Annotated in this window: 13 protein-coding genes; 2 read left to right on the top strand and 11 right to left on the bottom strand. The window is 34.8% G+C overall.

Annotated elements, in window-relative coordinates; genetic code table 11:
* Positions 1-93: 93 nt before the first annotated feature.
* Positions 94-1,458 carry an oxygen-independent coproporphyrinogen III oxidase gene (hemN, locus tag AC0J6S_RS10000; protein ID WP_474953673.1) on the top strand — a complete coding sequence of 455 codons (1,365 nt, stop codon included), beginning with the start codon at positions 94-96 and terminating at the stop codon, positions 1,456-1,458.
* Positions 1,459-1,530: 72 nt separating this feature from the next.
* Here hemN and AC0J6S_RS09995 read toward each other — a convergent pair whose 3' ends face one another.
* The 8 genes from AC0J6S_RS09995 to AC0J6S_RS09960 form a co-directional block, all read right to left on the bottom strand.
* Entirely contained in the window at positions 1,531-2,232 is a 702-nt protein-coding gene (locus AC0J6S_RS09995; RefSeq protein WP_474953672.1) for a sulfite exporter TauE/SafE family protein, read from the bottom strand.
* Positions 2,233-2,304: 72 nt separating this feature from the next.
* Positions 2,305-2,757 (bottom strand): FixH family protein, encoded by a 453-nt coding sequence (locus AC0J6S_RS09990; protein WP_474953671.1) that lies wholly within the window; start codon positions 2,755-2,757, stop codon positions 2,305-2,307.
* A 41-nt stretch (positions 2,758-2,798) separates the two neighbouring features.
* Positions 2,799-4,217 carry a cytochrome c oxidase accessory protein CcoG gene (gene ccoG, locus AC0J6S_RS09985; RefSeq protein WP_474953670.1) on the bottom strand — a complete coding sequence of 473 codons (1,419 nt, stop codon included), beginning with the start codon at positions 4,215-4,217 and terminating at the stop codon, positions 2,799-2,801.
* 67 nt (positions 4,218-4,284) lie between these two features.
* Complete coding sequence (locus AC0J6S_RS09980; RefSeq protein WP_474953669.1) at positions 4,285-5,184, bottom strand: cbb3-type cytochrome c oxidase N-terminal domain-containing protein; 900 nt, start codon at positions 5,182-5,184, stop codon at positions 4,285-4,287.
* Positions 5,185-5,210: 26 nt separating this feature from the next.
* Positions 5,211-5,381, bottom strand: coding sequence for a CcoQ/FixQ family Cbb3-type cytochrome c oxidase assembly chaperone (locus AC0J6S_RS09975; RefSeq protein ID WP_474953668.1), 171 nt, complete (start codon positions 5,379-5,381; stop codon positions 5,211-5,213).
* A gap of 5 nt (positions 5,382-5,386) precedes the next feature.
* Positions 5,387-7,576: a cytochrome-c oxidase, cbb3-type subunit I gene (ccoN, locus tag AC0J6S_RS09970; RefSeq protein ID WP_474953667.1), complete on the bottom strand. Its 2,190-nt coding sequence runs from the start codon at positions 7,574-7,576 to the stop codon at positions 5,387-5,389.
* Positions 7,577-7,625: 49 nt separating this feature from the next.
* Positions 7,626-7,817: a cbb3-type cytochrome oxidase assembly protein CcoS gene (gene ccoS, locus AC0J6S_RS09965; protein WP_474953666.1), complete on the bottom strand. Its 192-nt coding sequence runs from the start codon at positions 7,815-7,817 to the stop codon at positions 7,626-7,628.
* A 114-nt stretch (positions 7,818-7,931) separates the two neighbouring features.
* The gene (locus AC0J6S_RS09960; protein ID WP_474953665.1) at positions 7,932-10,337 is read right to left on the bottom strand and encodes a heavy metal translocating P-type ATPase; all 2,406 of its coding nucleotides are present in this window, start codon (positions 10,335-10,337) and stop codon (positions 7,932-7,934) included.
* 109 nt (positions 10,338-10,446) lie between these two features.
* Between AC0J6S_RS09960 and AC0J6S_RS09955 the strand changes: the two genes are divergently transcribed.
* Entirely contained in the window at positions 10,447-11,127 is a 681-nt protein-coding gene (locus AC0J6S_RS09955; protein WP_474953664.1) for a Crp/Fnr family transcriptional regulator, read from the top strand.
* Positions 11,128-11,132: 5 nt separating this feature from the next.
* On the opposite strand, the gene AC0J6S_RS09950 is transcribed toward AC0J6S_RS09955, so the two are convergent.
* The 3 genes from AC0J6S_RS09950 to AC0J6S_RS09940 form a co-directional block, all read right to left on the bottom strand.
* Positions 11,133-12,590 carry an APC family permease gene (locus tag AC0J6S_RS09950; RefSeq protein WP_474953663.1) on the bottom strand — a complete coding sequence of 486 codons (1,458 nt, stop codon included), beginning with the start codon at positions 12,588-12,590 and terminating at the stop codon, positions 11,133-11,135.
* Between the two features lie 77 nt (positions 12,591-12,667).
* Positions 12,668-13,441, bottom strand: a complete 774-nt coding sequence (gene mazG, locus AC0J6S_RS09945) for a nucleoside triphosphate pyrophosphohydrolase (RefSeq protein ID WP_474953662.1) — start codon at positions 13,439-13,441, stop codon at positions 12,668-12,670.
* 80 nt (positions 13,442-13,521) lie between these two features.
* A complete protein-coding gene (locus AC0J6S_RS09940; protein WP_474953661.1) occupies positions 13,522-14,010 on the bottom strand; it encodes a DUF5606 family protein in 489 nt (162 codons plus the stop codon).
* Between the last annotated feature and the right edge of the window lie 69 nt (positions 14,011-14,079).

Raw genomic sequence — 14,079 nt, 5'->3', positions numbered from 1 at the left:
CTTTTTTTTGCAAAAGGTTTCTTCAATATGATAATTATCATTTTAATAGTTGATTAGTCGTTCTACTTTTGAACAACTATAAATGATTTTGCCATGAAAAATTCCTTAATACAAAAATACAATGTTCCGGGACCAAGATACACCAGTTATCCTACAGTTCCGTATTGGAATGAAACGGATTTTACGGATGAAATCTGGGCTAAGACATTAAAAAAATCCTTTCAAGCGAGTAATTCTTCCGAAGGTATTAGTTTGTATATCCATTTGCCTTTTTGTGAAAGCTTATGCACTTTTTGTGGCTGTAACAAGCGGATTACTAAAAATCATGGCGTTGAGAATCCATACACAGAAGCAGTCTTGAAAGAATGGGCATTATATTGTAAAATTCTGGGTGAAAAACCAACTATAAAAGAGATTCATTTGGGCGGAGGAACTCCCACATTTTTCTCTACTAAGAATTTAGAGGATTTAATAAACGGTATTTTTGTTCATGCCAAAAAAGCCAAAGATCACGAGTTTAGTTTTGAAGGTCATCCGAACAACACTTCTCATGAACATTTACAAAAGCTTTACGATTTAGGTTTTAGAAGAGTAAGTTTTGGCGTTCAGGATTATTCAGAAAAAGTACAAAAAGCAATTCACCGTTTGCAGCCTTTTCATAATGTTGCAAAAGTTACATTTTGGGCGAGAGAAATTGGGTATACTTCTATTGGACACGATATTATTTTTGGATTGCCTTTTCAGGAAATAGAGGATGTAATTGATACTATAGAGAAAACAAAATCATTACAACCCGACCGATTGGCATTTTATAGTTATGCGCATGTTCCGTGGATTAAAGGAAATGGACAACGCGGTTTTAATGATGAGGACATTCCAAAAGATGATAAAAAGAGAATGTTGTACGAGACCGGTAAAAAATTATTGTATGAAAACGGATATCATGAAATAGGAATGGATCATTTTGCATTGGAGAATGACAGTTTATACGATGCCTTCCAAAATGGCACATTGCACCGTAATTTCATGGGGTACAGTTCATCCAAAACACAATTGATGATTGGTTTGGGCGTTTCTTCCATCAGTGACAGTTGGTACAGTTTTGCACAGAATGTAAAAAATTTAGAAGATTATTATCAAATATTAGAATGGAATAAATTACCGATTTTCAGAGGACATTTATTAACTGATGAAGACCTTATCATCCGAAAACACATTCTGAATTTAATGTGCCAATTTGAAACTTCCTGGGAAACCAAAGAGGGTTATTTCAATGAAATTCCAGAGGTTATACTTCAGTTGAAAGAAATGGAAAACGACGGATTACTTATAATTAAAGACAATGGAATTGCCGTTACTGAAAAAGGAAAGCCTTATGTTCGTAATATTTGTATGGCATTCGATTTACGCTTGAAAAGAAAAGCGCCGGAAACCGAATTGTTTTCGATGACAATTTAATGTTTCTCAACTCTTACAAAATAAAAAAGCACGCCTAGCAGCGTGCTTTTTCTATGCTAAACTATTAGAAAATTAGTGACAGTTTGGATTGGCTTGAATAAACAAACTCATATTGGATGGGGAAATATAAGGAATTCCCAATCCCAATCCTCTTAAAATAAATAAGCAACCAATACATACCGCAACATAAGGAATTGCTTTTTGGATTCGGTTCCGAATAGGAATTGTGAGATATGAATTAATGTACACAACGCTGCTCATCATAGGAACGGTTCCTAATCCAAATAAAATCATATACAAAACCCCAAGACTTTCACTTTGCATCGCTATGGCACCGAACAAGGCCACATAAACCATTCCGCAAGGTAAAAAGCCATTCAGTAAACCAATAGTAAAAAGGGATTTGTAACTTTTGTTTCTAAACTGACTTCCTAAAGATGTTTTTATTTTTGAAATTAATTTAAAAACCGGTTTTGAAAAATTGTATTTCGCAAAAATTTTCTCCGGAGTCAAAACTACTAAGATCATGGCTACACCAATAAATATGGATAAATTCTGTTGTAAACCGGCCAAGAAGAAACCTTTTCCAAGCAGTCCAAAAACAAAGCCTATTGTCGCATACGCCGTTAATCTTCCTAAATGATAGGTAATGATTTGCGTTGCTTTTTTGGTTTGATTCGTTCTGTCTACAGGCAACATCATAGCAATAGGACCGCACATACCAATGCAGTGAAAACTACTTATTAAACCGAAAATGAAGGCAGTGTAGAGCATTTTTTTAGTCTGATGTCTAAAGTTAAAAGGGCTTAAAGCCAATTGATGAACTTTAAACTTTTTACTTTAAAACTAGTTGATATAAACAGTTTCTTTAGACAAATACGATTTTCCATCATATTGCCATTCCATATTAATGTCCCATCGACCGCCTGCCAAACTTTTTTTAGGTATGAGCAAAGTAGTAGCACCAGATAATGAAATTGGAATTTCAAAATCTAATTTTTTGTTAGACGGTCTATAAAGAGACACTTTACCTTTGATGTTTTTTGAATCAAAAACAATTGGAAAGATTATCTCAATTCCGTTTGAAACATTGTTAATTGTTGGTTTTTGAGCCAAATCAGCTGCATTTTGTACACGAGCCATTTCATCACCAAAATGCGCATCATGTTTGTAATATTCTTCTATAACTAACTCATTATCATATTTTGAATCGGATTGTACTGTAAAAACAAAATACAAAATAAAGGTCATAAACAAACCAAAAGCGATTACTATTCCTGTTCCCCAGCTAATTTTCATAATATTATATTTAATTTTTTGAACCTCAAATTGGATACAATTTAATCAAAACTACGTGGACTTAAAAAATTAGTGGTCGCCGTTTCAATTTTTTTATTTCCATTATACACCTCAATCTTCAATTTTGTTTTATCACTATCCAATAAATTTTGGTTGATTTCAACAAATAAGGTTCCACCATTCATCCCTTGTCTGGGTACTTTTAATTCTTGTTTTCCAACCACTTTTAAAGCCCCATTTATTCCAACAAGTTTAAAATGAATATCGTCAAAGTCATTATTTGTTTTATTGATAATTTTAAAAGTATATATGTTACTGATATTTTCGCCTTTGTGCTGAAACAATTGTCCTGGCAATCTTAAAATACTGGCTTCAACATCCGAACGCAAGAACAATAATCCAATCAAAATTCCTGTTAGAATGAATAATACAGCTGAATAGCCTTTCATTCTAGGCGTGAACTTGAACTTTATTTTTTTCTCAATTTCATCTTCAGAAGCGTATCTGATGAGTCCTTTGGGCAAACCAACGCTATCCATAATTGTATCGCATTCATCAATACAAGCGGTGCAATTAATGCATTCCATTTGTGTCCCGTTACGGATGTCAATTCCGGTTGGACAAACATTTACACATTGTTTACAATCGATGCAATCGCCTTTTCCAGTAGTCGCTCTGTCTTCTTGCTTGTTGAATTTAGCACGGCCTACTTCTTTTTCGCCACGTACAAAATCGTAGGCTACATTTATCGATTTATCATCTAATAAAACGCCTTGCAATCTTCCGTAAGGGCAAGCAATAATGCAGACCTGTTCTCTAAACCAAGCAAAAATAAAATAGAAAACACCTGTAAAAATCAATAAAGAAACTAAAGTACTAATATGATTTGCAGGCCCTTCTTCAATCATCAAAAGCAACTTGTCACTACTGATAAGATAGGCAAGAAACACATTGGCAATGAAAAAAGAAATGATTAGGAAAATAGTCCATTTTATGCCTTTCTTTCTGATCTTCTCTGCATTCCATTCTTGTTTTTCTAAACGAATTTGAGCACCACGATCGCCTTCAATCCAATATTCAATCCTGCGGAAAACCATTTCTAAAAAAATGGTTTGCGGGCAAATCCAACCACAAAATATTCGTCCAAAGATTACCGTAAAAAGGATGACGAAAACTACCCCGATAATCATGAAGAGCACAAAAAGATAAAAATCCTGCGGCCAAAAAGGAAATCCGAAAATATTAAATCGGCGTTCCAATATATTGAACATCATAAATTGATTGCCATTTACCTTAACAAAAGGATTTGCAACAAGAACAATCAGTAAAAAATAACTCACCCATTTCCTGTAATCATAAAACTTTCCTGAAGGTTTTTTGGGGAAAATAAATTTTCTATTTCCTTCTTCATCAATTGTACCGATGGTATCTCTGAAAGCTTCGTCTGGTAATTTTAACATTTTTTCTTATTTAAAACACAAGTTCAAAATAATTATTAAGCTAAATAAAAACGTGTGTTTCTAATAGTTATTTAACTGCAACAGTAATATTTTCTTCTACCCAAACCTCACCTTCCGGAGCTTTAGGATCTGGTGGATTACTTCCTTTTAAAGATAAAATGTAGCTGGCAACTTTCTGCATTTCTTTTGGTTTCAATGTTCCTTTCCAAGAAATCATTCCTTTTCCGTCACGCCCACCATTTACCAAAGTATGAAAGACATTTTTTATTCCTCCCCCTAAAATCCATTTATCATCCGTAAGATTTGGACCAATTTGTCCTCCGGCATCGGCTCTGTGACAAGCGGCACAATTAGTTATGTAAATTTCTTTACCAGCTGCTAAATCGGCAGGATCTGTCAATAAAGTCACCGTTTTTTCATCCATCATGTCCGGTGCAGTTTTCATGTATTCTGCAATATCAATCTTGGCCTGAGCAACTTCTTTCTTAAGTTCCATCTCCTGATTGTCAGCTCCTAAAACTTCAAATCGCACCATATAAACAACTCCAAAGATGATACAAGCATAAAATAAGTACACCCACCATGGCGGCAAATTGTTGTCTAACTCTTTGATACCGTCGTAATCGTGGTCCAATAACAACTGGTCTTCATTATCCAACGACTCTGTTTTAGTCAATTTCGTCATCAATTTCTTGTACCATTCACTATCCTTGAAACTTAAATTACTTACTTCATTTAATTGGATTTTTTGTTCCTCGGTCAACAATTGATACATAATGTTATCAACGGCACTCACAGTAATTTCTATTGCTATCAAAAGGAAAAGAAACACGAATAAGAACACGGAGACCATTGGGAATTTTATAAAAGCAGGTCTGTCTCCTGAGTCAATAAAGTATTCCATTGCTATCAATACAGCAAAGAAAATAACAGGTACCCTAACGTATGCTGGAAGTAATTTTTTCATTTTCTAAATTTTAAAACTTATACTATTTAGTTGTCTCTTAATGGAAATTGACTCAATTCATTAATCGTTTCTTTTTTATACGAGAACACCCATAAAGCAAGGCCAACGAAAAAAAAGAAAAAAATCAATAGTGATAAGATGGGATATATCGCCACACCTTCAATCGTTTCCATATTATGTTTTATTTGTTCGAACATGGCTTTTATTTTTTAGCAACATCTTTTACTTTAATATCGGTTCCAAGTCTTTGCATGTAAGCAATCATTGCAACGATTTCTCTTTCATTCATTGGAATAAATTTCTCTCCTCTGGCTTCGGCTTTTCTCTTGCTTTCGTCATAACTCTTTACAAAGTCAGGATCATTTTTCAAACTTTCTTCAATTGCAACAGCTTGTTTTCGTAAATCATCTAAACCACTTGCAATTTCAGCTTCAGTGTAAGGAACTCCAAGCGTTACCATTACCTGCATTTTCTTTTGAGTCAAAGAAACATCCATTGGTTTATTGTCAAACAACCATTTGTAACCTGGCATAATTGATCCAGCAGATATACTTTGAGGATTCCAAAAGTGGTTAAAATGCCAGTTATCATTGTATTTTGCACCAACTCTTAATAAATCCGGACCTGTACGTTTTGATCCCCATAAAAACGGATGATCGTATACAAATTCTCCTGCTTTAGATTGCGGCCCATAACGTTCCACTTCACTACGGAACGGACGAACTGACTGCGAGTGACATCCTACACAACCTTCACGAATGTATAAATCACGTCCTTCTAATTCTAATGGAGAATATGGTTTTACACTGGCAATAGTTGGAATATTAGATTTCACCATAATCGTTGGTACAATTTGGATAACACCACCAATTAAAATAGCAATTGTTGCCAAAATGGTTAATTGAATAGGTTTTCTTTCTAACCAAGGGTGAAATTTCTCTCCTTTAACTCTACCTGCACTAATTTTTATTAACTCAGGAGCTTCCGCTAATTCGTCTTCAATTGTAGAACCTAATCTTACCGTTTGGATAATGTTATAAACTAATGCAAACATTCCAATTAAATAAAAGGTTCCACCAATAGCTCTCATCCAATACATTGGCATAATTTGAGTCACAGTTTCTAGGAAGTTACCATACGTTAAAGTTCCGTCTGGGTTAAATTGTTTCCACATAGATGCTTGTAAAAAGCCCGCAACATACATTGGAATCGTGTATAATATAATCCCTAAAGTTCCAATCCAAAAGTGAAAATTAGCTAATTTAAGAGAGTACAAACTACTTTTAGTCATTCTAGGAACCAACCAATAAATCATACCAAAAGCCATAAATCCATTCCAGGCTAATGCACCTACGTGAACGTGAGCAATAATCCAGTCTGTATAATGCGCAATAGCATTTACGTTTTTCAAGGATAACATCGGACCTTCAAAAGTGGCCATTCCGTAACCGGTAATTGCTACTACGAAGAATTTCAAAACTGGTTCCACACGTACTTTATCCCAAACGCCTCTCAACGTTAAAAGTCCGTTTATCATTCCACCCCAAGATGGCGCAATCAACATAATAGAAAATGCAACTCCTAAATTTTGTGCCCAGTTAGGTAAAGCAGAATATAATAAATGGTGTGGTCCTGCCCAGATATAAATAAAAATCAACGACCAAAAGTGAACAATTGACAGTCTATAAGAATACACAGGACGATTCGCCGCTTTTGGAACAAAATAATACATTAACCCTAAGAAAGGCGTAGTCAAGAAAAACGCAACTGCATTATGACCATACCACCACTGCACTAAAGCATCTTGAACTCCTGCATAAACAGAATAACTTTTCATTCCTGAAACCGGTAATGCCAAACTGTTGAAAATATGTAAAACCGCTACAGTAACGAAAGTTGCTAGGTAAAACCAGATGGCAACATACAAATGGCGCTCTCTACGTTTCATGATTGTACCAATCATATTTATACCAAAAACAACCCAAATCAATGCGATTGCAATATCTATTGGCCATTCTAATTCGGCATATTCTTTAGATGTACTGTATCCAAGTGGCAACGAAATAGCTGCCGCAACAATAATTAATTGCCAACCCCAGAAATTAAGATTACTTAAAAAATCACTGAACATTCTGGCTTTTAGCAATCGCTGCAACGAATAATAAATACCCGCAAACATTGCATTTCCAACAAAGGCAAAAATAACCGCATTGGTGTGTAATGGTCTTAATCGACCGTAACTCAACCACGAAATACCATCGGTAATATTTGGAAAAAGAAACATAAAGGCCAATGTAAGTCCCACTAACATTCCTACTACTCCAAAAACGATGGTCGCGTAAATGAAGTTTTTTACAATTTTGTTATCGTAATAAAACTGCTGCATTTCCATAAATAAAAAAATTAAATGATTGAAAAATTTAAAAAATTAGTGTTGAATATTATAAAGTCTCCTGACTTTCGCTGTTTGACTTCTCAACTTTGGGCTTTATTAGCTCATCGTCAAATAGCATTCTGACTGAGGGTGTATAATCATCGTCATATTGCCCAGTTTTTACTGCTGTTATAAAAGCAATAAAAAATCCAATGGCAACTATTATACTGATGGAGATTAATAAATAAATGACACTCATACCTTAATTTATGTTAACAAAGTTACTTTGACGATTTCAAGTAAAATATGACATTTATCATACTTATTACTTTTGTTAAAAATATGTGAAAAAAATACTAAATCGTACTCCATTCTATTTGTTCCGAGCATAATAACTGCTCATCACCGTTACAAAACTTACAATGGTTATTGTACTCAACGGCATGATAATAGCTGCGACCAGTGGCAATAAATTCCCGGTTATAGCAAATGACAATCCCACCACATTATACAATAATGAAAGCACAAAACTCATTTTGATGGTCGTAATCGCATTTTTAGCTAATTTCAAGAAATAATTCAGTTTTTGAAATTCACCGGCATCCAAAATAGCGTCACAAGCCGGTGAAAAAACATTCACATTTTCAGAAATTGAAATTCCAACATTGCTTTGCGCCAAAGCTCCGGCATCATTTAGTCCATCGCCTACCATCATCACATTTTTACCTTGTTCCTGCAAATTTTTAATGAATTCCAATTTTTGTTCTGGTTTCTGATTGAAAATTAATTCCGTGCCTTTCGGCAAAAGCTGTTCAAGAGTTGCTCGTTCTCCTTCATTGTCACCTGACAAAACTTTGATCTGATAGTTGCTTTTTAAGTTTTTAAAAAGTTCCTCCAAACCATCCCTGTATTGATTATTAAAAATAAATTTTCCGTAATAAACAGTATTGATCTTAATATGAACCGATGTTTGCTGAACGTTCTTTTCTTCGATTTTTTCTACAAAATCGGCAGAACCAATTTGAATTTGGTGCCCAAAAATTTGTGCTTGAATTCCTTTTCCGGTGATTTCTTCAAAATAATCCACTTTTACCTTTTTGGCATCATTCCCTGATTTACTTTGCAAAATTGGAATAGGCAAATAATCATATAGCATGCGGCTTAACGGATGATTGGAGGCGCGAAGCACATTTTTCACCAGCAATAAATTCTCATCGGAAAGAACGGTTCCTTCATAAGAAATATTCGATTTTTTATTAGTTGTAATCGTTCCCGTTTTATCAAAAACTATCGTATCAACTTTAGCTAACTGTTCAATTACCAAAGCATTTTTGAGGTAAAATTTCTGCTTACCTACAATTCTCAATATGTTCCCAAAAGTGAATGGTGCCGTCAATGCCAAAGCACATGGACAAGCAACAATAAGCACTGCCGTAAACACATTGAAAGCAGTGTTGGCATCTATAAAAATCCAATATCCAAATCCTGCAAAAGCAATCAATAGTAAAATTGGCGTAAAATAACGGCTGATACTGTCGGTAATCGTTTTGTGTTTTTGCTCGACATTTTTTTGGAACACATCGTTGCTCCATAATTGCGTCAAATAACTTTGGGAAACAGAATGTAAAACTTCCATTTCGATTACTTTTCCTATTTGTTTTCCCCCCGCAAAAACTTTGTCTCCGGACTGTTTCGTAATGGGAATCGCTTCTCCCGTAACGAAACTATAATCGATTTCCGCCTTTTCAGAAATTAGAATCCCATCAACGGGAATCAGTTCTTGGTTTCTGATGAGTAATCGATCGCCTTTTTCAACTTCATAAATTGCTACGCTTTCTTCTGATAAATCCGAATTAATTTTGGTAATAGCTATTGGAAAGTACGATTTAAAGTCCCTTTCGAAACTCAAAAAACTATAGGTTTTGATTTGGAACATTTTCCCCAAAAGCATAAAGAAAATCAATCCGGTTAAGCTGTCGAAAAAACCGGAACCGTAGTCCATGACAATATCAAAAGTACTTCGCACAAACATCACTACAATTCCTAAAGCTATAGGAATATCGATGTTGAGCATTTTAGTTTTGATACTTTTATACGCCGAAACATAATAACCACTCGCCGAATAAAAGAAACTCGGTAAAGCTAAAGCAAAAATCAACCAACGGAAGAAGCCTCGGTATTGGTCTAACCAAAATTCTTTTACTTCAAAATATTCGGGAAACGAAAGCAACATAATATTTCCGAAACAAAAGAAAGCAACGCCCAATTTATAGGTCAAACTTCTATCTACATTTTTACTTCCCGTTTCATAGTTTTCTAAACTAATGTACGGTTCATAACCAATAGAACTTAACAAGTAAACAATCGTTTTGATAGAAACCACTTCCGGATTGAAGGTGATTCTGACTCTTTTTTCAGGGAAATTAACCTGCGAAGTGCTTATTCCTTTTTGAAGACGCTGTAGATTTTCCAAAATCCAAATACACGAGCTACAATGAATATGTGGAATGTTAAGTGAAATAATTGCGGTTGAATTTTCTTGAAATTCCAAAAGCTTGGATACAATACTTTCATTGTCTAAAAAATCATATTTACCATTAATATCTTGCGGGGTTGCTCCAGGGGATTTTTCAAAATCATAATAGCACGTCAAATCGTTAAGACTAAAAATTTCATACACCGTTTTACAACCGTTGCAACAGAAATTTTTAGCATCAAAAATAATTTCGTCTTCTTTAATAATATCTAACCCACAATGAAAACAGTTTTGTGTGTCCATAACTTTGCTCATTTTACCTGAGGCAAAGGTGATTAATTGAATAAGTTAAAAATATGATATTTGTCATATTAAAGGGTTAGTTTTGTAATACAAATAAATCACATATACTATGAGCAAATGCGAACAATGTATCGTCAGAGAATTTAGCTCTTTAAAAGCCTTAACTAAAGAAGAATTGATCAAACTTTCTGACTGCAAAACATCCCATATTATTAAAAAGGGTGAAGTTATTTTTGAGGAAGGTGAGAATGTAAATGGAATTTATTGTATCAAAGATGGTGTGTGCAAACTGACCAAATTGAGTGCAAACGGCAAAGACCATATTGTGAAATTAGTCACTAAAGGAGAATTACTGGGGCAACGCTCAATGATTAGTGATGAACCGGTCAACTTAAGCGCCGTAGCTCTTGAAGATATGCAGGTTTGTTTCATTCCAAAATCAGAAGTGATGGGATACTTTGATAAGAACAATCAGTTTTCGATGAATGTTATGAAAAGTATTTGCGGTGATTTAAAAGATGCCGATGATCACATGGTGAATTTAGCCCAAAAAACCGTTAAAGAAAGATTGGCCGAAACGCTCCTTTATCTAAATGACACTTTTGGAAAAAACGAGGATAAATCCTTAAAAGTACAACTTTCAAGAGACGAACTAGCCAGCATAATTGGCACTGCCACTGAAAGCTGTATTCGTTTGCTTTCCGATTTTAAAAAATTAGGATTGATTGAATTAACAGGCAAAAAAATTGTTTTAAAAGATATCAATGCGCTAAAAAAATTAGCAGAATAGCTCCATTAATTTTGCTCTTTCTTATTATTCATTACAAAATAATACACCGGAATTCCAAGCGCCACAATACACAATCCCAATCCAGTATTGAACGTATCATAAATCAATAAAGTCAAGCAGATTGCCGAGGTCACTATAATATAAATGGCTGGTACAACCGGATATCCAAACGCTTTGTATGGTCTGTCTGCATTTGGTTCTTTTTTTCTAAGAATGAAAACTCCCAAAATCGTCAGGATATAAAACAACAACGACGCAAAAGTAGCATAAGTTAACAAATCACCGAATTTTCCCGAAATACAAAGTACACAAGCCCAAATACATTGCACCCATAATGCTTTAGCCGGAACCTGGTTTTTATTAAGTTCTGTCGCTTGTTTAAAAAACAAGCCGTCTTTTGCCATCGCAAAAAACAATCTTCCTCCCGAAAGAATCAAACCGCTGTTGCAACCAAAAGTGGAAACCATGATTAAACCAGCCATAACAAAAACTCCAACATTTCCCATAATCACACTTGCCGCCGCAGCTCCTACTCTATCATTACTGGCAAACATGATTCCGTTACTCAGACTATCAGCAGCATTTGGAGTTCCCTGCATTGGCAACAAAGCCAAATAAGCCAGATTTGCCAAAACATAAATAATGGTAACAATTAGAGTTCCAAGAAACAAACTTCGGGGAATATTCTTCTTCGGTTCTTTAATTTCTCCTGCGATGAAAGTCACGTTATTCCATGCATCGCTGGAAAATAATGAGTTGATAATCGTTGCTCCTGCTGCACCTAAAATTGCCATTCCTGCTAATTTTGTAACCGTAATTGTTCCGTCAGGATTTACCACCGTTTTGCTGGCTTCCCACATATTTGCAAAATTATTGGACAAAACATCCGTTTGTAAACCAACATACAATCCTAAAATAATCAATGCAAAAAGCGCAATTAATTTAGCCGAAGTAAAAATCAATTGAACCGTTTTTCCGCTTTCAACTCCTTTGGTATTAATATAAGTCAGCAGAATTATACTAAAAATAGCCAATACTTTTTGGTACGAAAAAACAAAACCCGTACCAATAGTAAAAAGACGTTGATCTAAAACAGGAAAGAAGATAGCGGCATAATTAGCAAAAGTAACCGCAATAGCGGCAATAACTCCAGTTTGAATTACAGTGAAAACAGTCCAGCCGTAAAGGAAAGAAACTAATCTTCCGTAAGCGCGTTGAATATAGACGAATTGTCCACCCGCATTAGGCATCATTCCAGCCAATTCCCCGTAACTCAATGCTGCAGCAACTGTGATTAATCCCGTTACCACCCAAATTACCAATAACCAGGCAGCAGATCCAATATCTCTCGCCATGGCTGATGTAACAATGAAAATCCCGGATCCTATCATGGAACCGGCTACTAAACTTGTGGCATCTATTAATCCTAAAGAACGTTTTAACTCGGTTTTATTTTCTGACATTAGTAAATTAATTATTTAAAAACTGAACACTAATCCCGAAGTATCGGGACTGAAATCTGAGCACTGATTACTAAATACTATAACTTCTTCGCTTCCTCCCAAAAAACATCCATTTCGGCTAAAGTCATATCCATTAAAGGTTTTCCTAATTCTCCTGCTTTGCTTTCCAAATATTGAAAGCGTTTGATGAATTTTTTATTGGTACGTTCCAAAGCATCTTCCGGATTTACATTCAGAAATCGCGCGTAGTTAATCAGCGAAAATAAAACATCTCCAAATTCGGCTTCAATTTTATCCTGATCGCCTGCTTCAACCTCAACTTGTAATTCTGCTAATTCTTCTTGAACTTTGTCCCAAACTTGATGCGATTCTTCCCAATCAAATCCCACTCCTTTTACTTTGTCCTGAATTCGGCTTGCTTTGACTAATGCCGGTAAACTTCTTGGAACACCTTCCAGAACAGATTTCTTGCCTTCTTTGAGTTTTAGTTTTTCCCAGTTTTGTTTTACTTCTTCCTCATCTTTTACCACAACATCACTATAAATATGCGGATGACGGTGAATTAACTTTTCACAAATTTCATTGCAAACATCAGCCATGTCAAAATCGTTGGTTTCGCTTCCTATTTTGGCATAAAAAACAATATGCAATAATAAGTCACCCAATTCTTTTTTGACTTCGATCAAATCATTATCTAAAATAGCATCACCTAATTCATATGTTTCTTCAATCGTAAGATGACGCAACGTTTGCATAGTTTGCTTTTTGTCCCAAGGACACTTTTCTCGCAAATCATCCATAATGTCTAATAATCTTTCGAAAGCTTGCAGTTGATTCTGTCTTGAATTCATCAGAGATTGTTTTTGGTAAAAATAAAAAAATCCTGTTCAGAAAATAGCTGAACAGGATTAAATATTATTGTAGTGTTAAATTACTCTTTAATAGCTTTAGCTTTCTTAGCAGTAGCTTTAACTTCAGCTTCTGGAGTTTCTTCTGCAACGGCAACAACCTCTTCTGTAACTGCAGCAGCCGGAGCTTCATCAGTGACTAATCCTTTTGCCTGAAGCATATTGTACCAGTTTAAAACTTTTTTGATATCAGAAGGATACACTCTTTCCTCGTCATAATCTGGTAAAATTTCTTTGAAATAAGCCGTTAGTTTAGCATTGTCTTCTTTATGAGAAATTGCTGGACCTTTGCTTTCTTTATCAGCAATTTTTTGCATGATCTCAGCTAAAGGTTTTTCGCCTTCATACGTGTAAATCGAAATTTCCGATAATAAACTCACATTGCTTTTCAAATTCACTGTGATTTTTTTTCCGTCTGCCAATGATTCTGCTACAAAGCCAGTTCTTGTTTGCACTTTCAATACATATAAACCTGGTTTCCCAGAAATGGCTAATATTTTTTCTAAATTCATGTTTTGTGTAATTATTATTAAGAATTTGACTTATTTAATTTTTCTTATAAAACCAAAAATCATACCAAC

The sequence above is a fragment of the Flavobacterium sp. TS_SC_5 genome (assembly GCF_056156265.1).
Note: the sequence above shows the minus strand (reverse complement) of the source record. Positions and strands in the feature narration are given on the sequence as shown.

Coding starts and splice junctions, on each gene's coding strand:
- AC0J6S_RS09980 (WP_474953669.1), bottom strand. CDS start 5,184: ATGAAAAAATTACTTCCAGCATACGTTAGGGTACCTGTTATTTTCTTT.
- AC0J6S_RS09990 (WP_474953671.1), bottom strand. CDS start 2,757: ATGAAAATTAGCTGGGGAACAGGAATAGTAATCGCTTTTGGTTTGTTT.
- AC0J6S_RS09940 (WP_474953661.1), bottom strand. CDS start 14,010: ATGAATTTAGAAAAAATATTAGCCATTTCTGGGAAACCAGGTTTATAT.
- mazG (WP_474953662.1), bottom strand. CDS start 13,441: ATGAATTCAAGACAGAATCAACTGCAAGCTTTCGAAAGATTATTAGAC.
- ccoG (WP_474953670.1), bottom strand. CDS start 4,217: ATGTTAAAATTACCAGACGAAGCTTTCAGAGATACCATCGGTACAATT.
- AC0J6S_RS09975 (WP_474953668.1), bottom strand. CDS start 5,381: ATGTTCGAACAAATAAAACATAATATGGAAACGATTGAAGGTGTGGCG.
- AC0J6S_RS09950 (WP_474953663.1), bottom strand. CDS start 12,590: ATGTCAGAAAATAAAACCGAGTTAAAACGTTCTTTAGGATTAATAGAT.
- AC0J6S_RS09995 (WP_474953672.1), bottom strand. CDS start 2,232: ATGCTCTACACTGCCTTCATTTTCGGTTTAATAAGTAGTTTTCACTGC.
- AC0J6S_RS09955 (WP_474953664.1), top strand. CDS start 10,447: ATGAGCAAATGCGAACAATGTATCGTCAGAGAATTTAGCTCTTTAAAA.
- ccoS (WP_474953666.1), bottom strand. CDS start 7,817: ATGAGTGTCATTTATTTATTAATCTCCATCAGTATAATAGTTGCCATT.
- ccoN (WP_474953667.1), bottom strand. CDS start 7,576: ATGGAAATGCAGCAGTTTTATTACGATAACAAAATTGTAAAAAACTTC.
- AC0J6S_RS09960 (WP_474953665.1), bottom strand. CDS start 10,337: ATGGACACACAAAACTGTTTTCATTGTGGGTTAGATATTATTAAAGAA.
- hemN (WP_474953673.1), top strand. CDS start 94: ATGAAAAATTCCTTAATACAAAAATACAATGTTCCGGGACCAAGATAC.